Below are 19,185 nucleotides of genomic sequence, written 5' to 3' on the forward strand. Positions count from 1 at the left end.
TCATCCCCCATCACCGCCCCATGACTTTTTCCCTCCACGGCATCGGCGTTTCCGGGGGTTATGCCCTGGGTCGGGCCCAGCTGTATTCCCACGACCGCCTCGAGGCTCCCCACTACGTCCTGGCCCTGGAGCACGTGGCGGCGGAAATCGAGCGCTTCGACGAGGCGATCAAAGCGGTGCGCCAGGAGTTGCTCGACCTCCAGGCCCATATCCCCGAGGGCGCGCCCAGCGAACTCTCTGCTTTCCTGGATGTGCAGATCCTGATCCTGGGGGATTCCATGCTGTCGGAGGCTCCCAAGCGGCGCATGCGCGTGGAGCGCTGCAACGCCGAGTGGGCCCTGTCCCAGCAGACCGAGGAACTCATCGCCCAGTTCGAGGCCATCGAGGACGAGTACCTGCGGGAACGCCGCCATGACGTGCGCCAGGTGGCCGAGAAGGTGCTCAAGGCCCTCATGGGCCACCCGGGCCATGCCCCCTTGAAGCCCGCCGACGAGGGCGAGACCATCCTGGTGGCTCACGACCTGTCCCCTTCGGACATGGTGCTGTTCAAGCGCCACGACTACGCCGGCTTCATCACCGACCTGGGCGGCACCACCTCCCACACCGCCATCCTGGCCCGCAGCCTGAGCCTGCCCTCGGTGATGGCCCTGCACAACGCCCGGGCCCTTGTCCGGGAAGGGGACTGGCTCATCGTCGACGGCGTGGCCGGCGTGGTCATCGTGGATCCGGACCAGGCCATCCTGGAGGAATATCGCCTGCGGCGGAACCAGTGGCGCCTGGAACAGAAGAAACTGCGCCGCCTCAAGACCTCTCCCTCCACCACCCTGGACGGCAGGGAAGTGGAACTGCTGGCCAACATCGACCTGCCCGCCGACGTGACCCTGGCCCTGGCGGAGAACGTGAGCGGCATCGGCCTGTTCCGCAGCGAGTTTCTCTACCTGAACCGGGACGACCTGCCCTCGGAAGAGGAGCAGTTCGAGGCGTACCGCCACGTGGTGCAGGAAATGGCCGGCCGGTCCGTGGTCATCCGCACCCTGGACATCGGCGCGGACAAGTCCGCCGCCTGGCTGGAAGACACCAGCGTCAACCCCGCCCTTGGCCTGCGGGCCATCCGCCTCTGCCTGGCCGAGCCCCACATCTTCGTCACCCAGATCCGGGCCCTGCTGCGGGCCAGCCATGTCGGCCCCCTCAAGATCCTCCTGCCCATGCTGGCCAGCCTCACGGAGCTGGACCAGGCCCTGGCCCTCATCCAGGCGGCGAAGGAAGGGCTCAAGGAAGAGAAGATTCCATTCCGGGACGACACCCCCATGGGCGGCATGATCGAGGTGCCCGCCGCTGCCCTGGCGGCGGAATGGTTCGCCCGCAAGCTGGATTTCCTGTCCCTGGGCACCAACGATCTGATCCAGTACACCCTGGCCATCGACCGCACGGACGACGCCGTGGCCCATCTTTACGACCCGCTGCACCCCGCTGTGTTGCAACTGGTCTTCCACACCCTGGCGGTGGGCAGGAAGCTGAACAAGCCCGTGTCGGTCTGCGGTGAAATGGCCGGCGATCCACGTCTGACCCGGCTGCTGCTGGGCCTGGGCCTCACCAGCTTCTCCATGCACCCTGCCCACATCCTGTCCGTCAAGCAGCAGGTACTGCGCAGCCACATCGGCGAGCTGGGTCCCATTGCCCGCCGCCTGTTGCGGGCCGGCAGGCCGGAACGCATACAGGAACTGCTGGAACGCATCAACGCCTGAACGGCCCCTCGGCCAACTGAACTAAAGTAATAGGCTGGGGCAGCCGATATGGGCTTATGCCCCTCAAGCAAACGTCCATGCCGTGAATATCCTCTCACCTCCCCAACCCCAGGGGCGCCGGATATACCTCTGGCCGGCCACGGCACCGGACATGGCCGAAATCGCCAGGCAGCTCGGCTACTTTGGCCACAGGGTGGAGCTATGTGGTCGTCTTGAAGACCTGCTGTCTCACCAGGATACGGCCTACCTGGGCGTGCTGCTGGACTGTGACGCCGCCACCCGCCTTACAGACAGCGAGAAGACTGCGTTGCGGGCCTTGAGCGAGAAGGTGCCCATTGCCGCCCTGTCCAACGACCACGGCATCGACAGGCGGCTCATGGCCGTGCGCATGGGGTGGCACGCATTTTTCACCCGCCCCCTGGACATGACCAGCCTGCTGGACACCCTGGAACGCATTACCGCGCCCTCCCAGGCGGAGGCCGGCAAGGTGCTCATCGTGGACGATTCTCCCTCCACTGCGGCCTTCTATTCGGCCACCCTTGCCGATGCCGGCTTCATCTGCCAGGTGGTGACCGACCCGCTCAAGTCCCTGGACACCCTGGACGAGATGAGGCCGGAACTGATCCTCCTGGACATGCACATGCCCGGGGCCAGCGGCGAGGAACTGGCCAAGGCCATCCGCCAGCAGGACGCCTACCTCTCCATCCCCATCGTGTTCCTGTCGGCCGAGAGCGACATCACCCGCCAGCGGGAGGCAATGAGCCTGGGAGGAGACGAATTCCTGCAGAAGCCCATCCAGCCCCAGCACCTCATCTCGGCGGTCAAGGGCCGCATCATCCGCTACCGGGCCCTGCGCGCCCTCATGGTGCGGGACAGCCTCACGGGCCTCCTCAACCATACCAGCTTCAAGGAGCGACTGCGGGGCGAGGTAGCGCGCATGAAGCGGCTGGACAAGCCCTTGTCCGTGGCCCTCATCGACATCGATTTCTTCAAGAAGGTCAACGACGGTTACGGCCATCCTGTCGGCGACCGCGTGATCAAGAGCCTGGCACGTCTGCTCAAGCAGCGACTGAGGGGCGCGGACGTGATCGGCCGGTACGGTGGAGAGGAATTCTCCGTGGCCCTCCCGGAAACCAGGGAGGAAGACGCCTTTCGCGTACTGGACAGCATACGCATGAGCTTCGGGGCCATCGTCCATATCGCCGGCGAGCGCACCTTCCACACCACCTTGTCCGCCGGCATTGCCGCCTTCCCGGCCTGGGACGAGGCCGAGGAACTGATCAATCAGGCGGACCAGACCCTGTACGCGGCCAAGCATGGGGGCCGCAACCGGGTAGGGATGGCAGGCCGGCAGTTCCCCTGACACGGGAGCCTGCCGAACATCCGCCCCTCAGGCGGCATCGGCCTCCAACAAGGGTCCGGGCAAGGCCAGTTCACCCAGCACGTAGCGCGCCCACACCTTGTTGCCGGTACCGGAATAGACGAGTTGGGAACACAGGCTGCGCACCAGGCCGATGCCACGTCCACTGGGGCGATCGTGATCCATGTGGGCCGCATCGCCCTCCATTTGGTTGATCAGGGTGCCGTAATCGAACCCCGGACCACTGTCCTGCACGAAGATGTCGAGCACGGCCTGGGTGTGCTCCTGATGCAGGTGGAAGGCCAGGCTCACATGGCCCTCCCGCAATGACGCCAGTCGATCCATGCGTAACTGCAGGTACCGCTCGAAGCCACCCTCCTCCGCCTTCATGCCGGACTCCAGGCCCAACACGCCATGGTCCAGGGCGTTGTTGAACAGTTCGGAGACGATCAGAAACAGGGCGCCCTGATGGGGCTTGAGCAATGTAATCTGCGTGACGAAGCCCAGCACCGCCGGCACCACGTCGATGTAGCGCAATTCCTGGGAGGCGTAGGAAATGTCCAGGCGCCAATCCTGCACGGAAGCCTGGCTCACCATGCTGGGCGGGGCGAATCGTATTTGGCGGCGGCGCTCGATGGGCACGTGGAGCACCATGCAGGAAATATCGTCCCGGCCGGATTCCGACTGCAAATGCGCCTTCAATCCCCGGATCAGATGCTCGACACGCGCCTTCCCCGACTCAGCCCCTCCCACCAGCCTGGTGACTCCCTCCAGTCCCAGCCATTCCCCTTGGGGTGTTTCCGCTTCCACCAGGCCATCCGAGCACAACACCAGGTCTCCCGGCTCGTTGAACACGACGGTCTCTGTCATGCCTGAAAACAGGCCCGACGGCAGGATGCCCAGGGGTGGATGCCGGGAAACCCAGGTATTCAGGACCTCGCCGCTGCGGTCCACGTACAGCGCATCCGGGTTGCCGCCGTTCCAGACCTCCACGGTCTGGTTGCGCACGTCCACCGAGGCCAGGGTGGCCGCCACGAAACGGTCCGCAGGCAGGATGGCCTTGAGTTTCTCGTTCAGTTCCTCGGCGATGGTGGAAAGAGGGAAACCCTTGGTCGTCATGCTGTAGAAAGCCTGGGTGAGGGGCATGGCGGTCAGGGCAGCCGGCAGGCCATGGCCGGCGGCATCCGCCAACATCACGTTCATCACCTCCCCCGGGGCCCTGGCCGCGCACAGCAGGTCGCCGCTGAAGGTTTCCGCTGGAATATTGAAATACTGCAACATGGGATCCCGCAGGCCTTCCGCATCGGTAAGCCGCGACATCACGTGGGCGCCAAGACGGGACTGCTCCTCGGCATCGTCGCGCCAGTTCTCCAGTTCCCTGGAATACTCCCGTGCTTCCCGCTGGAACCTGAGCAGGTTGGCGTAGATGTTGATCTTGGCCCGCAGCAACTGCAAGGAGGCGGGCTTGACCAGGTAATCGTCGGCGCCAGATTCCAGGCCGCGGACGATGTCCTCCATGCGGTCCAGAGCAGAATAGAAGATGATGGGCACCCATTTTTCGCTGGGTAGCGCGCGTAAGGCCCGGACAGCGGCGATGCCGTCCATGTTGGGCATCATGACGTCCATGAACGCCAGGTCGGGACACTCCCGCCGGAAAACCTCGATGGCTTCACGGCCATCGGCCGCCACCAGGGGCACATGGCCGAGTCGCCGTACCACCGCCTCCACCTGCTTGACGTTGATGGGATTGTCGTCGGTGATAAGGATTTTCAGGCTGTCGCCCGGCACGAATGAACTCCTGGGCGGAGGGAACGCCCGTCAGGCCCTGATGGTGAACAGCTTGCCGAAATTGGCCACATCCAGTACCTGCTTGACCGTGCCCCGAAGGCCGGCCAGTTCAACCTGCTTGCCACTTGCTTCCGCCTTCTCCCGGAGCAGCAGCAGCATGCCCAGGGCGGAACTGTCCAGATAGTCCACGCCTTCAAAGTTCACCACGATCGTCTTCGCACTACCGGATTCCAGGGCCTGTTCATAGGCCGAGCGAAAGTCCCGGTGGGAATTGAAATCGAAACGGCCACTCAGCTTGAGGGTCTGACGGCCTACATCCTCCGTTCTGGCGATCTGCATTATCCGGCTCCGTGCTTGGTTACGGCATTTATCGGTTCCCCGGGCGGAAACTTGAGCCCCTGCTAGCCACGTTCGGCAAGACGTCCCAGCACCCGGCCCGCCACTTCCGCGAGGGGAGTCACCTCGTGCACGGCGCCGACCTCGATGGCCGCCTTGGGCATGCCGAAGACCACGCAGGAGGCCTCGTCCTGGGCGATGTTGTAGGCGCCGGCCTGGCGCATGGCCAGCATGCCCTGGGCGCCGTCCTTGCCCATGCCCGTGAGCATCACGCCCACGGCGTTGGGGCCGGCGACATCGGCGGCACTGTTGAACAGCACGTCCACGGACGGCCGGTGGCGATTAACGGGCTCGGCCCTGGACAGCTCGGTGTAGTAATAGGCGCCACTCTTCTTCACCAGCAGATGGGAATGGCCCGGCGCGATGTAAGCGTGGCCGGGCACGACCCGTTCGTTGTGCTCCGCCTCCTTCACCGTCAGCGCCGACAGGCTGTTCAGACGCTGGGCGAAGGACTTGGTGAAGGCTTCGGGCATGTGCTGGGTGACGAGCACCGCCGGGGAATTGGCCGGCATGCGCGTCAGGACCTCCTTCAGGGCCTCGGTTCCCCCCGTGGAAGAGCCGATGAAGATGATCTTTTCCGTCGTGCTTAGAAAATGGCCCGCCAGGGGCTTTGGCATGGCGACCGGGGTTGTGTTGAGCGCATGGCGACGTATGCGGGCCCTGGCCGCGGCACGAATCTTGTCACCCAGCTCCGCCGCCAGTTCGTTCATGGACTCCCGCACCCCCAGCCTGGGTTTGGAGATGAAGTCCACGGCGCCCAGTTCCAGGGCTTTCAGGGTCGCGTCGGAACCGAGCTCGGTGAGAGTGGACACCATGACCACCGGGGTGGGACGCAGGCGCATGAGCTTTTCCAGGAACTCCAGCCCGTTCATGCGGGGCATTTCCACGTCCAGCGTCAGCACGTCGGGATTCAACTGCTTGATGAGTTCCCGGGCCACAAGCGGGTCGGGGGCCTGGCCCACCACCTCCATGTCCGGCTGGCTGTTGATGATTTCCCGCATGACGCTGCGGATCAGTGCGGAATCATCGATGACGAGGACCTTTATTTTTGCCATAGGCTTTCTTTTTCAACCATATGCGGGCTGACCCAGGAGGGCGCTCGACTCTTTCCCGTCACGTGAACAGTTCCACGTCTCCGGCGATGGAAGAGGACTGCAAGCGCTGTCCATAGTCCTTTTCCCGTTCGATGATGGTGTTGTTGTGCACGCTCTTGAGTTTGCGCACCAGAACCCGCCCAGTGGTGGGCCAATAATAGACCTTGCGGGGATACAGATCCTTCAGGTCCTGGGCCACCACGCGGATGCGTTCGTTGTGCAGATATTCCAGCACGAACTCGCTGTTCTTCTGCCCCACATTCACCGTGGTGAACCCGCGCAGCACCGCCGCCCCGCCGAACACCTTGGCCTCCAGGCTGGCCCGGTTGGCACCCAGCTTCACCAATTGGTTGATGAGCACCTCCATGGCATAACCGCCATAGCGGGCCGAGGTGGACAGGGGGTTGTGCTCGTCCCCGCCGCCCTCGGGCAGCATGAAATGGTTCATGCCGCCGATGCCGCTGCGAGGATCCCGGATGCAGGCGGACACGCAGGAGCCGAGCACCGTCACCAGCAGCATCTCCCGCCCGGTGACGTAGTACTCACCGGGCAGGATCTTGGCTGCCTCGATGTCGAAATTGCGGTCAAAATAGTGGTTGGGGGCGAGGACTTCCTCGAATCCGTGCTGACTCACTGGCCTCCCCCTCGCATCTCGGCATGCTCGTACACGGTCTGTCCCCGCAGGTGGAACAAGTCCGTGGCGTGGTACAGCGCCTCGGAATGGCCCACGAACAACAGGCCATCCGGCTTCAGCAAGGGCTTCATGCGCTTGAGGATGGTGTACTGAGTGGGCTTGTCGAAGTAGATCATGACGTTGCGGCAGAAAATGGCGTCCAGCGGATCCCGTATGGGATAGCGGGCATCCAGCAGGTTCAGCTGGAAATAGTCCACCATGGTGCGCAGCTCCGGCTTGGCCCGGGCCATGCCCGCATTGTCGCCGGTGCCCTTCAGGAAGAACTGCCTTTGCTGGGACTCGCTCAGCTTTTTCAGGCGGTCCAGGGGATAGACGCCTTCCCGTCCCTTCTTGAGCACATTGGTGTCCAGGTCCGATGCCAGGACCTTCACGGGCGCATGGAACCCCCCCAGGGCCTCCACCGCCGTCATGGCGATGGAATAGGGTTCTTCCCCCGTGCTGGAAGCGGAACACCAGATGGTGATGGGCCGGTCTCTCCGGGTCTTGAGGAAATCCTTGAGGATGTGGAAGTGATGTGCCTCGCGAAAGAAGTCCGTCAGGTTGGTGGTGAGGGAATTGACGAAGGCCTCCCACTCCTCCTCATGACCGGCGCGCAGGAAGGCGAGGTATTCGCGGAAGGAACGGATGCCCGTGGCCCGCAGGCGCCGGGCCAGGCGGCTGTAAACCATGTCCTCCTTGGCATCGGAGAGGGCGATGCCGGCATGGTCATAGATCATCTTGCGGACTTCCTCGAAATCCCGCTTGGCAAACTCGAACTCCCTTTCCCTGCTCTGGGCTTCGGCCATGTAGTTATCCGCCTGTTTGGTGTTGCGCCGGCGCGGCCGTGGACATGCCTATGTCCACGGCCTGTGCCTCTTTTTCATGCTGGTTCAGAATTCTTCCCATTCATCATCGGAACCTGTGCCGGAGGGGGCCATGCGTGCCGCAGCCTTCACCGGGCCGGGCGCCCTGGCTGGGGCCGATCGCGCAACGGGTGGCAATTTCGCCGCCGCGGCGCTCCTGGTGGTGACCATGCGCCCTGGGCCGCCCTGGATCTTGAACACGCTGACGGCCTCGCTCAGGCTGCCGGCCTGGTCCTGCAGCGACTCCGCCGCCGCCGCCGCTTCTTCCACCAGCGCCGCGTTCTGCTGCGTCATCTCGTCCATCTGCGACACCGCCGAGTTCACCTGTTCGATCCCCTGACTCTGCTCCGTGCTCGCCGCCGTGATCTCTCCCATGATGTCCGTCACCCGCTTCACCGCGTTCACCACTTCGTCCATGGTGGATCCCGCCTGCTCCACCAGCTTGTAGCCGTTGCCTACCTTGTCCACCGAGTCGGAGATCAATTCCTTGATCTCCTTCGCCGCCGCCGCTGAACGCTGGGCCAGCGAACGCACTTCCCCGGCCACCACCGCGAAGCCTCGACCCTGCTCCCCCGCCCGCGCCGCTTCCACCGCGGCGTTCAGCGCCAGTATGTTGGTCTGGAAGGCTATGCCATCGATGACGCTGATGATGTCCGCTATCTTCCTCGACGAATCCGCGATGGCGCCCATGGTGTGCACCACCTGCCCCACCACTTCTCCCCCTTTCACCGCCACGTCGCTGGCGCCCCTGGCCAGCTGGTTCGCCTGCCGGGCGTTGTCCGCGTTCTGCTTCACCGTGCTGGTCAGCTCGTCCATGCTGCTGGCCGTCTCTTCCAGGCTGCTGGCCTGGCTCTCCGTCCGGCTCGACAGGTCCGTGTTCCCCGACGCGATCTCCCGCGCCGCCGTGTTGATCGCGTCCGTCGCTTCCCGAATCTGCGTCACAATCTCCTTCAGCCTCTCCACCGTGGCGTTGGTGTCGTCCTTCAGCTGCCCGAACAACCCCTGGTAGTCGGCGTCGATTCCTTGGGTCAGGTCCCCCTGGGAGAGGGCCCGCAGGACCATAGCCACGTCGTTCATGCCCCGTTCGCTGGTCTCCACCAACTTGTTGATGCCTTCCGCCAATTGCAGGAAGAAGCCGTCCTTGCCTGCCGTGTCCAGCCTCTGGCTAAGGTCGCCGGAGGCAGCCGCATTAACGATCTGCGCGATTTCCTTCTCGGTGGCCGCCTCATCGGTACGGTCCTGCCATTCCCCCACCGAACCCAGACGCTGCCCTGCGGCGTTGAAGATGGGGTTGGTGGTCAAAGCATAAAGCCGCTCGCCGATCACGATTTCCGAGCGCGCGGTGGTGGTCAGGGACGCCAGCCGGTCCATGGCGGCCTGCGGGTCGGCGTAGAAAACGCAGATGGACGATCCGATGAACTTGTCGGCGGAAAAATCCGGGATGGTTTTCTGGATGGCCTTTTCGGTACGCTTAAGCGTCGCCAGCAAGGCATTGTTGGCATAGAACACGCGCCCCTGGTTGTCCGCGATCCTCACGTTGGTGGAGACTGAATCAAGCGCCTGGCGGATGCGCAGGTTCTCGTCCGCAACCCGCTTGGCCTCGGAAACGTCGAACCCCAGCTTGGTCTGCATGGATTCCAGAGCCTCCAGCACCTTGCCCACCTCGTCGTGCCGATCGATGTGGATGTCCGACTTGTAGTTTCCCTCGGCGATGTTGCGGAAATAACCGATGGTGCGATCCAGGGGTTTGACAATGTCCCGGACCAGCAGCCAGGCAAACCAGATAGCCAGGGATATGCCCAGGGCCATGCCCACCAGGCCGATGGACAGCAGAGTGCGATATCGCGTATCCGCGTGCTCGTGCTCGCTCTTGGCCTTTTCCTGCAATCCCTGGCGCAGAGCCTCCATCTTGTCCCGCGCATCCGCATAGTGTGGATTGACCTTGGTCAGCAGCACCTGGGTGGCGGTGACATAATCGCCAGCCTTGAGGGCCTGGACGGCTGGTTGCAAGCCTTCCTTGACGTAGCGGTTGCGGGCCTCGGCAAAAACTTGCGTGGCGGCCACCGTTTCCCCGGGCAACTCGATTTTGTTGAACTCCTCGATGAGAGCCGTGATCCTGTCCCGGTTGGCGAGGATGGTCTCCGTGTGCCTGTCCACGGGATGGTCATGCTGGTTCGCCGCCGGGCTGCCCGGCGCGTGCTGCACGGCCAGGGCCACCTGGGTCTGGTTCTCGCTCATCAGGCGCACGACCTGCCCCAGGATGCGGATGGGTTGCAGGTCACTCTGATACATGCGCCCCATGTCGCTGCTGGTGATGGCCAGACCGCCCATGCCTATGGCCGTACCCACCAGGATCATGGCCACCACCATGCCCATGATGCCTGCCAGGCGGGCCTTGATGGTCAGGCGTTGGAGCATCCCGGACTTGTGCAGAGCCTTCACCTTTCCGTCGCGGATGTCCTTGTACAGGGCCTCCGCCCGGCTGACCGCTTCCCGACTGGGCTTGCGCCGCACGGAAAGAAATCCTGTGACCTGGCCCCCTTGGCGTATGGGCGTGACATGGGCTTCCACCCAGTAATGGTCGCCATTCTTGCAGCGGTTCTTCACCATCCCGGTCCAGGGCCGGTCCGCCTGGATGGACTGCCACAAATCCTGAAAGGCCAGCGGCGGCATGTCCGGGTGGCGCACGACATTTTGTGGCGCCCCCAGGAGTTCCTGCTCTGTGAAGCCGCTGATGTCCAGGAATGACTGATTGACAGAGGTGATGACTCCGCGCAGGTCGGTGGTGGAGGTGATCTCCTCCCCCTCCTGCATCATTCGCTCCACACCGGTGACAGGCATGTTGACTCGCATGGTCGATCTTTATCCTTGACGTAATTCGTGGTTGGCGGGGGGCATCAGAACTCTTCCCACTCGTCCTCTGCCGCGGAGGAAGCCCTGGGCAGGGCGCGGCTGGCCTTGCGGCTTGCCTCCGTATGCTTGCGCTTCATGGTCTGGATGTGCTGCACCGTTTCCCGCGAAAGGTCGAAGAAGCGGTTGATCAGCAGGTTTTCCGCGCCGTTCTTGTCCCCTTTCTGGGTCAGGCGGATCACGTCGGCAGCGCACTTGTGGAACTCGGCATGGGAGTGGCGCAGGGGCGAATACGCGGGATCGCCCTCGAACTTCCGTCCCGGCCCGTAGATCCATTTACCCAATGCGCAAAGGTTGTCCTTGCAGACTTCCTCGGGCATCAGCCGGCGGGCTTCCGCGTCATTGGAAATGGCTTCGCGCAGGCGCTTCTTCCAACCGTTATGGGCTTCGACGATGGCATCGAAATCCACCGACGACGAGGCCGCGGAAGGCAGCGCCGCTGTCCTGTCCGGGCCGCTTATACGTGCCTGTCTTGGGGACGGACCGACCATGCGCCCTGGGCCGCCCTGGATCTTGAACACGCTGACGGCCTCGCTCAGGCTGCCGGCCTGGTCCTGCAGCGACTCCGCCGCCGCCGCCGCTTCTTCCACCAGCGCCGCGTTCTGCTGCGTCATCTCGTCCATCTGCGACACCGCCGAGTTCACCTGTTCGATCCCCTGACTCTGCTCCGTGCTCGCCGCCGTGATCTCTCCCATGATGTCCGTCACCCGCTTCACCGCGTTCACCACTTCGTCCATGGTGGATCCCGCCTGCTCCACCAGCTTGTAGCCGTTGCCTACCTTGTCCACCGAGTCGGAGATCAATTCCTTGATCTCCTTCGCCGCCGCCGCTGAACGCTGGGCCAGCGAACGCACTTCCCCGGCCACCACCGCGAAGCCTCGACCCTGCTCCCCCGCCCGCGCCGCTTCCACCGCGGCGTTCAGCGCCAGTATGTTGGTCTGGAAGGCTATGCCATCGATGACGCTGATGATGTCCGCTATCTTCCTCGACGAATCCGCGATGGCGCCCATGGTGTGCACCACCTGCCCCACCACTTCTCCCCCTTTCACCGCCACGTCGCTGGCGCCCCTGGCCAGCTGGTTCGCCTGCCGGGCGTTGTCCGCGTTCTGCTTCACCGTGCTGGTCAGCTCGTCCATGCTGCTGGCCGTCTCTTCCAGGCTGCTGGCCTGGCTCTCCGTCCGGCTCGACAGGTCCGTGTTCCCCGACGCGATCTCCCGCGCCGCCGTGTTGATCGCGTCCGTCGCTTCCCGAATCTGCGTCACAATCTCCTTCAGCCTCTCCACCGTGGCGTTGGTGTCGTCCCGCAGTTCCGCGAAGCGGCCTTCATAGTTGCCGGTCATGCTATGGGTGAGGTCGCCCTCGGCCATGGCCTTGAGCACCTCGCCCACGTCGTTGATGCCCCGCTCCGAGGTCTCCACCACGTTGTTGATGCCCTGGGCAAGTTGCAGGAAGAAGCCTTCCTTGCCCTCCAGGCTGATTCGTTGGCTGAAATCCCCCGCGGCCGCGGACTGCACCAGGTCGGCCACCTCGTGCTCCACCGCCACCTCGGCGGTGCGATCCATCCAGGAACTGACCCGACCGAGACGTTCGCCCCTGGCGTCCACTATGGGCCGTGCAGCGAGACGCAAGTGATGCCCCTTGAACAGGAAATCCACATCGTTGGCCTGGCTTTGGGCCGCCTCCAGCTTGGCTGCGGCCTCCGGTTCGTTAAACAGCTCTGTCAGCTTGTGCCCTAGCAGCTTGTCCGCGTCGAAGCCCTGACCACCGATGGAATTCATCAGCCGCTTGCCAGTGGGGGTCATATACATCAGGTTGCCATCCGGGCCGGAAATGGTCAGCGCGGCGGTGGAGTTGTCCAGGGCCACCTGGATGCGGGTGGCGTCCCGGGCCTGGCGCCGGGATTCGGCCAGGTCAAAACCCAGGCGGATGTAGAGGGAACGGAAGGCGTCAGTCATGTCCCCCACCTCATCGCTGCGCTCGGTATCCACCGTGACGTTGAAATTGCCTTGGGCGATTTCACGCATGAGCCCGCCCACGCGTGCCAGGGGACGCTTGATGACACGTACCGCCAGAAAGGTCAGGAAGATGGAAAGCAGCGTCCCGATGAGTACGATCGCGATGCTGTTGTTGCGCACCGAGCCATAGTGCTCTTCGGAAGCTGCGTATCGCACGGCCGTGAGGCGCATTTGCGTATCGATCAACTCCGAAACCTTGGAGCTCACGGGGTCGATCACCGCGTAGAGCGGACCGTCGACGGCGTTCAGCTGCCCGACTGCCAAACCCTTCACTCCAGATAGCAGGGTGATGGCCTTCTCGACTTCAGTGTCCGCCGCTTGCATCAACCTTTCGGTCTCATCGGCAAGTATCTTCTCGTCGGCATCATGGATGCCCTCCCGGTAGGGCCCCCAGAAGTCGCTGATGCGCTGCCTGGCCTCCCGCATCTGGCTGGCGGCCTCCTCTGCGCTGATCAGCCCGGCATTGGCCTTGTTCGCTGCGTCAATGATGGCCACGGCATAATCGTCACTGATGGTTTTAAGGCGCTTCATCGGCACCACGCGGTCCGCGTAGACGCTGCGCAAGCCATCCGCTGTATCGCTCATTCCCCACAGGGACATACCCCCGACGAGGGCGATCATGGCCAGCATCAGAACTAGAGTCGAGACCAGGCGGGCCTTCAGGGAAACGTTGACGAGAAAGGCGCGCAGTCGGCCCCAGGGGGTGCTGCTGACCACCTTTCCTTCCTTGACCATCAGGCCCTTTGCCTTTCCTTCCTTGAAGCGGGCGTATATCTTGCCCACGGCATCCACCGTGGCCCGGTCAGGCTTGCTGCGCACCGAGAGATAACCGGCGACCTGGCCGTTTTCCAGGATGGGGGTTGCGTTGGCCAATACCCAGTAGTAGTCGCCGTTCTTGCAGCGGTTCTTCACGTAGCCGGTCCAGGGCTTGCCCGCCGCCAGGGTGTCCCACAGGTCCTTGAACGCCTCGGCGGGCATGTCCGGATGGCGCACGATGTTGTGGGGCGCCCCGATCAATTCATCCTCCTTGAAGCCGCTGATCTCCAGGAAGTAGGGGTTCACATAGGTGATGATGCCGCGGGTGTCGGTGCGGGAGACGATGTACTCATCGTCCCGCATGATTTGTTCGACGTTGGTCACAGGCATGTTGATGCGCATGTTCCTATCTCCTTATTCGGCGGCGGCTTCCACCAGGGCCATTTCCTGGCTGGACATTAGTTTTTCGATATCCACGACGATGATCATGCGTTCATCCACGGTGCCCAGGCCCAGGATGTAGCGGGTATCCAGGATGGAACCGAACTCGGGGGCGGGGCGCAGGGTGTCGGAATTGAGCTGGATCACATCGGAAACACCGTCCACGACAATGCCCATCACCCGCTTGCCGATGTTGAGGATGATCACCACGGTGAACTGGTCGTAGGTGGGCTCGCCCAGCCTGAACTTGATGCGCAGGTCCACGATGGGGACGATGACCCCCCGCAGGTTGATGACGCCCTTGATGAACTCCGGCGAGTTGGCGATCTTGGTCACGGCGTCATATCCCCGGATCTCCTGCACCTTGAGGATGTCCATGCCGTACTCCTCCGACCCCAGGGTGAAGGTGAGGTATTCGCCGGAGGCCACGACGCCCGTGCTTTCCAAGTTTTCCATTGCTCGACTCCTCGTCCTGCGGCTTCAAGCCGCCATGCGCCCGTCGGCTTGATCGGGGCGGGTGCGTTGCGGATTGCTCAACCCCATGCGGGTGACCGCGGACAGATCCAGGATCATGGCCACGCTGCCGTCCCCCATGATGGTGGCGCCGGAGATGCCGGGCACCTTGCGGTAGTTGGCCTCCAGGGACTTGATGACCACCTGGTGCTGGCCCAGCAGTTCGTCCACGAACAGGGCGGCCTTGCCTTCCTCGCTCTCGATCACCATGACGATGCCCTGGGTGAGGTCCTCCACCCCCGCCAGGCCGAACACCTCCCCCAGGGAAACGAAGGGCAGGTACTCGCCGCGGATGTGCATCATGCGGCTGTCGCCGGCCATGGTGCGGATGTCTTCCAGCCTGGGCTGCAGGGACTCGACAATGGCGGTGAGGGGGATGATGAAGGTTTCGCCCCCCACGCCCACGGACATGCCGTCCAGGATGGCCAGGGTGAGGGGCAGGCGGATGATGGTGCGGGTGCCGAAACCGGGCGAGGACTCCAGCTCCACCTTGCCGCCCAGTCCCTCGATGTTGCGCTTCACCACGTCCATGCCCACGCCCCGCCCGGACACGTCGGTGACCTGGTCGGCGGTGGAGAAGCCCGGGGCGAAGATGAGTTGCCAGACCTCGTGGTCGCTCATGCCGTCATGCACGCCGGGGATGGCCTTTTCCTTGGCCTTGGCGAGGATCCGGTCGCGATTGAGGCCGCCGCCGTCGTCGATGACTTCGATGACCACGTTGCCGCCCTGGTGACTGGCCTTCAGGGTCAGGGTGCCCTTGGGATTCTTGCCCGCGGCCACACGTTTCTCCGGGGTCTCGATGCCATGGTCCAGGCTGTTGCGCACCAGGTGGGTCATGGGGTCGGTGATCTTCTCGATGAGGCCCTTGTCCAGTTCGGTGTTGTCGCCGACGGTCTTCATTTCCACCTGCTTGTTCAGCTTGCCCGCCAGGTCCCGTACAACCCTGGGGAAACGGGAGAACACCATGCTCATGGGCAGCATGCGGATGGACATGACCGATTCCTGCAGGTCCCGGGTGTTGCGGGACAGCAGGTCGATGCCGGACATGAGTTTTTCGGCCTTGACCGGATCCAGGCCGCTGGCGGCCTCCGCCAGCATGGCCTGGGTAATGACCAGTTCTCCCACCAGGTTGATGAGTTGGTCCACCTTTTCCACTGACACGCGGATGCTCGTGTCGGCCGCCGCGGCAGCGGTGACCGTCTTGTCCGTGCCCCGGCGCCCCGCCTTGGTGGTCTCCACGCCGGGCTGGTCCATCACCCTGCGGCCGGGCGATTGGCCTGGATTATCCGGCTTGGGCGTATCTTCCTTCAGCGCCGTGGTCACCTCCTGGCTGCCCGGCGCGCCATCGAAAAGGCCCAGGCCGCCAGGGGCGTTCACGAAGATGCCGTAACCCTGGCCCTCCAGGGCAGCCGGCGCATCAGCGGCCGTGACGTCGCGGGAAGGGAGGTTCTCGGGTTTGCCCGGGGCATCCTCGAACAGGCCATAGGCCCCATCGGCATCCTTTTCTTCCCGCACGGGTTTGGTTTCCTGGCCGGCGTCTTGAGCGGGGGCGTCGGGTTCGTCGCTGAACAAACCGTACCCCGGATCCTCGGCGGGGACCTGGCCGGGGTCGACCACGTCGTCGAAGAAGCCGTAGGCGGACTCCTCGGCCGGCGCGGTCCCTGGGGCATCTTCGAAAAAACCGAAGGCCTCGTCCACCTGGCCGCCGTTGCCGGCCGAGCCGGGCGCCAGATGGATGGACTCTGCGGCCACGTAAAAGGCGAGGGCATCCTGGATCTCGGCGTCAGTCCTGGCCGTGGTAAGCAAAGCCTCGAGATGGGGCATGGCGGCATCGGGACGATGCCTGACATCCAGGGCGGCGATCTCGGCCAGGGCGGACAACAGGTTGTCCACCGCCTGGCCATCCTCCGCGACCTCCGCTGGCAGCCCGCAGTACAGACTGAGGGTGCGGGGTTCGGCGGGCTGCGCGTCCTCCGCCTCCCGGCCAGGGGCGGCGGGCACCTCGTCGCTCGCCAATTGATTCAGGCGCTCGCATACGTTCCTGATTTCAGCCTCGTCCGCCTCGGGCCCACCCTGGTGGTGTTCAAGCTGGGCGCGCAGCACATCCCCCGCGGCCAGAAAGGCATCCACCATCTCCGGCCTCAGGCCCAGTTCCTCCTTGCGCAACCGGTCCAGCAAGGTTTCCAGGACGTGGGTAACCTCCGTCATGTCCGTGAACCCGAAGGTCCCGCTGCCCCCCTTGATGGAGTGGGCCGCACGGAAAATGGCGTTCAAGTCCTCCAGGGACGGGGTCTCCACATCCAGATCGAGCAGCATGCTCTCCATGTTCGCCAGGTGTTCCGAGGCCTCCTCGAAAAACACCTGGTAGAACTGGCTCATGTCTATGGACATAGGCGTCTCACATCACTTGGCCTGGGCAGGGCGCCAGGCGATCTTTGGCTGGATCGATGGACAGAATGGCGACTTTGGCCTGCTTCTCGATTTAGCCAATGACCTTCTTCACCACTTCGAGCAACTTCTGGGGATCGAAGGGCTTAACCAGCCACCCCGTGGCGCCAGCAGCCTTGCCGGCTGCCTTCATGGCATCGGAGGACTCCGTGGTGAGCATGAGGATGGGTACCGAACGGTACTGGGGCAGTCCCCGCAGGCTCTTGATCAGCGTGAGTCCATCCATCTTGGGCATGTTCTGGTCGGTTAGGATCAGATTGGCCGATTTTCCTTTTGCCTTGTTCAGTCCGTCCTCGCCGTCCACGGCCTCCACCACCTCATAGCCTGCGCTCTTGAGGGTAAAGGCCACCATCTGGCGGATGGAGGCGGAATCATCAACGGTCAGTACAACTTTCCCCATGGCGAAACCTCTTCAGTACGTGATCAGGACTACTCATTCAAAACAACTCGATATCCCCGGAATCCATGCTTTCCTGCTTGACGGGGTTCAAACGCACGCGGTCCACTTCCGCCAGGGCATGCATGCGTTCCTTGGCATGCATAAGACCCTTGGCCACCTCTTCAGCGCCGACGAAGGCGGTGGCTGATTCCTCCGCCGCGACGCGCAGGGCTTCGATGCCGGCCTGGGCATGCGAGATCAACTGGCTGGTCATGTCCTGGAACTGCAGGGCAGTCACGGCGGCGTTCACTTCCCTGCCCACGCTTTCAGCATGGTGATCGATGGTTCTTGCGGCATCGGCCATTTCACCGTTGACGTGCTCTATCCGGGCCATGGTGTCCTGCACCTGCTTCTTGGAACTGAGTGCATGGTTCATGTCCATGGAGGCCACGGTATGGATGGACGTGTGGGCCAGGGCCAGGGAGCCATGCACGCTGTCCATGTGGCCACGGATCTGGCTGGAGAACTGGTTGGTCCGCTGGGACAGGGCCCGTACTTCATCCGCCACCACGGCGAAGCCTCGTCCGGCTTCTCCGGCCCTGGCCGCCTCGATGGCCGCATTCAAGGCCAGCAGGTTGGTCTGCTTGGCGATGGCTTCGATTTCTCCGAGTATGGCCAGGATGGCATCCACCTCGGTACTGATGACGTCCATGGTTTCCACCAGGCTCATGGCGATCTTGCTGGTGGAAACGGTGTTGTCCACGAAGGTTTCCAGGGTCTTGGAGGTGTCCAGGACGAACTGGGAAAACCCCCCCTCCCCTTCGCTTCCGCCTTGACCAGCCATGCCGGACACGATGGACAGGGCCAGATCCCTCTGGGCCTGGATATGGGTATTCATGGTGCCGAAGCTGGAGATGAGCTGCTCGATGGCCTGGTGCAGCAGGTCCTTCACGCGATTCAGGTCGGCGATGCTGTTGTCGCACTGGACGCGGCTCTCGCTGGCCAGGCCGTTCATCAACGCCCCGATTTCATCCCGATGCAAGTCGCCGGCCTGGTCCGCGTCAATGACATGACCGCTGGCCACGCCGTGACGCAGGGCCAGGTACCACGCCACGCTCGCGCCCACGGCGATGGCGAGCACGCGCCATACAGGCTCCGCGAACACTGCCACCAACGCGGCCAGGATCGCGGCGATGGCAATCAAGGTCGTGAAATATCTGGACGACAACCAGGGCTCCTTGTACGTGTAAGTCCTGCCTCGGGCTGGCAGCTTGCGTGCCCCATATCGGCACACCGGCCTAAATCTTTAGGTGGGTGCCAGACGCCCCGGGCAAAAAAAAACCGGCTTACGCCGGTTGAAAGAACCCTGTAGGGGCAGCTACTGCACCGTATCCACGGCCAGCAACCGCTGCAATTCGCCCGACTGGTGGAGTTCCCGCATGATGTCGGAGCCGCCAACGAACTGGCCACGCACATACAGTTGGGGAATGGTGGGCCAGTTGGCGTAATCCTTCACGCCCTGGCGGATCTCAGCATCCTCCAGTACGTTCACCGCCAGAAACTGTGTAACACCGCATGCCTTGAGCAGATTGACGGCATTGGCGGAAAAGCCGCACTGGGGAAACTGGGGTGTGCCCTTCATGTACAGCACGACCGGATTTTCAGTGACCTGTTTGTGAATCAATTCCTTGACATCCATGGGAGCCTCTTACCAGAGTAAATTTGTCGGGTATTTTATTACACCCAGGGGCCAGGTCAAGAAAATAATGACAAGACCAGATTGACCAAATGGGGTTGATTTAAT

Annotated in this window: 14 protein-coding genes; 2 read left to right on the plus strand and 12 right to left on the minus strand. The window is 63.2% G+C overall.

What is annotated here, in order from left to right:
- The first annotated feature begins 20 nt into the window (after window positions 1-20).
- Both ptsP and H6935_09075 read left to right on the plus strand, forming a co-directional pair.
- Window positions 21-1,745: a phosphoenolpyruvate--protein phosphotransferase gene (ptsP, locus tag H6935_09070; GenBank protein ID MCP5278499.1), complete on the plus strand. Its 1,725-nt coding sequence runs from the start codon at window positions 21-23 to the stop codon at window positions 1,743-1,745.
- 151 nt (window positions 1,746-1,896) lie between these two features.
- The gene (locus H6935_09075) at window positions 1,897-3,108 is read left to right on the plus strand and encodes a diguanylate cyclase (protein MCP5278500.1); all 1,212 of its coding nucleotides are present in this window, start codon (window positions 1,897-1,899) and stop codon (window positions 3,106-3,108) included.
- A gap of 27 nt (window positions 3,109-3,135) precedes the next feature.
- On the opposite strand, the gene H6935_09080 is transcribed toward H6935_09075, so the two are convergent.
- The 12 genes from H6935_09080 to grxD form a co-directional block, all read right to left on the minus strand.
- Complete coding sequence (locus H6935_09080) at window positions 3,136-4,893, minus strand: fused response regulator/phosphatase (protein MCP5278501.1); 1,758 nt, start codon at window positions 4,891-4,893, stop codon at window positions 3,136-3,138.
- A gap of 30 nt (window positions 4,894-4,923) precedes the next feature.
- Window positions 4,924-5,232: an STAS domain-containing protein gene (locus H6935_09085; GenBank protein MCP5278502.1), complete on the minus strand. Its 309-nt coding sequence runs from the start codon at window positions 5,230-5,232 to the stop codon at window positions 4,924-4,926.
- Between the two features lie 62 nt (window positions 5,233-5,294).
- Window positions 5,295-6,344 (minus strand): chemotaxis response regulator protein-glutamate methylesterase, encoded by a 1,050-nt coding sequence (locus H6935_09090; protein ID MCP5278503.1) that lies wholly within the window; start codon window positions 6,342-6,344, stop codon window positions 5,295-5,297.
- A gap of 58 nt (window positions 6,345-6,402) precedes the next feature.
- Complete coding sequence (cheD, locus tag H6935_09095) at window positions 6,403-7,017, minus strand: chemoreceptor glutamine deamidase CheD (protein ID MCP5278504.1); 615 nt, start codon at window positions 7,015-7,017, stop codon at window positions 6,403-6,405.
- Window positions 7,014-7,862 (minus strand): chemotaxis protein CheR, encoded by an 849-nt coding sequence (locus tag H6935_09100; GenBank protein MCP5278505.1) that lies wholly within the window; start codon window positions 7,860-7,862, stop codon window positions 7,014-7,016. Before H6935_09100 ends, cheD begins: the two co-directional genes overlap by 4 nt.
- A gap of 84 nt (window positions 7,863-7,946) precedes the next feature.
- A complete protein-coding gene (locus H6935_09105) occupies window positions 7,947-10,772 on the minus strand; it encodes a Tar ligand binding domain-containing protein (GenBank protein ID MCP5278506.1) in 2,826 nt (941 codons plus the stop codon).
- Window positions 10,773-10,816: 44 nt separating this feature from the next.
- The gene (locus H6935_09110) at window positions 10,817-14,002 is read right to left on the minus strand and encodes a PAS domain-containing protein (GenBank protein MCP5278507.1); all 3,186 of its coding nucleotides are present in this window, start codon (window positions 14,000-14,002) and stop codon (window positions 10,817-10,819) included.
- A gap of 12 nt (window positions 14,003-14,014) precedes the next feature.
- On the minus strand, window positions 14,015-14,497 hold the full coding sequence (locus H6935_09115; protein ID MCP5278508.1) for a chemotaxis protein CheW: 483 nt from the start codon (window positions 14,495-14,497) through the stop codon (window positions 14,015-14,017).
- A gap of 24 nt (window positions 14,498-14,521) precedes the next feature.
- Window positions 14,522-16,945, minus strand: a complete 2,424-nt coding sequence (locus H6935_09120; protein MCP5278509.1) for a chemotaxis protein CheW — start codon at window positions 16,943-16,945, stop codon at window positions 14,522-14,524.
- Between the two features lie 91 nt (window positions 16,946-17,036).
- Window positions 17,037-17,402: a response regulator gene (locus H6935_09125; protein MCP5278510.1), complete on the minus strand. Its 366-nt coding sequence runs from the start codon at window positions 17,400-17,402 to the stop codon at window positions 17,037-17,039.
- 37 nt (window positions 17,403-17,439) lie between these two features.
- A complete protein-coding gene (locus H6935_09130) occupies window positions 17,440-18,396 on the minus strand; it encodes a chemotaxis protein (GenBank protein MCP5278511.1) in 957 nt (318 codons plus the stop codon).
- A 363-nt stretch (window positions 18,397-18,759) separates the two neighbouring features.
- Window positions 18,760-19,080, minus strand: coding sequence for a Grx4 family monothiol glutaredoxin (gene grxD, locus H6935_09135; protein ID MCP5278512.1), 321 nt, complete (start codon window positions 19,078-19,080; stop codon window positions 18,760-18,762).
- Between the last annotated feature and the right edge of the window lie 105 nt (window positions 19,081-19,185).

It is taken from the genome of Thiobacillus sp. (genome assembly GCA_024235835.1).
GTDB lineage: Bacteria > Pseudomonadota > Gammaproteobacteria > Burkholderiales > Thiobacillaceae > PFJX01.

Coding starts and splice junctions, on each gene's coding strand:
- H6935_09105 (MCP5278506.1), bottom strand. CDS start 10,772: ATGCGAGTCAACATGCCTGTCACCGGTGTGGAGCGAATGATGCAGGAG.
- H6935_09085 (MCP5278502.1), bottom strand. CDS start 5,232: ATGCAGATCGCCAGAACGGAGGATGTAGGCCGTCAGACCCTCAAGCTG.
- H6935_09125 (MCP5278510.1), bottom strand. CDS start 17,402: ATGGGGAAAGTTGTACTGACCGTTGATGATTCCGCCTCCATCCGCCAG.
- H6935_09130 (MCP5278511.1), bottom strand. CDS start 18,396: ATGAACGGCCTGGCCAGCGAGAGCCGCGTCCAGTGCGACAACAGCATC.
- ptsP (MCP5278499.1), top strand. CDS start 21: ATGACTTTTTCCCTCCACGGCATCGGCGTTTCCGGGGGTTATGCCCTG.
- H6935_09090 (MCP5278503.1), bottom strand. CDS start 6,344: ATGGCAAAAATAAAGGTCCTCGTCATCGATGATTCCGCACTGATCCGC.
- grxD (MCP5278512.1), bottom strand. CDS start 19,080: ATGGATGTCAAGGAATTGATTCACAAACAGGTCACTGAAAATCCGGTC.
- H6935_09075 (MCP5278500.1), top strand. CDS start 1,897: ATGGCCGAAATCGCCAGGCAGCTCGGCTACTTTGGCCACAGGGTGGAG.
- H6935_09120 (MCP5278509.1), bottom strand. CDS start 16,945: ATGTCCATAGACATGAGCCAGTTCTACCAGGTGTTTTTCGAGGAGGCC.
- H6935_09100 (MCP5278505.1), bottom strand. CDS start 7,862: ATGGCCGAAGCCCAGAGCAGGGAAAGGGAGTTCGAGTTTGCCAAGCGG.
- H6935_09115 (MCP5278508.1), bottom strand. CDS start 14,497: ATGGAAAACTTGGAAAGCACGGGCGTCGTGGCCTCCGGCGAATACCTC.
- H6935_09110 (MCP5278507.1), bottom strand. CDS start 14,002: ATGCGCATCAACATGCCTGTGACCAACGTCGAACAAATCATGCGGGAC.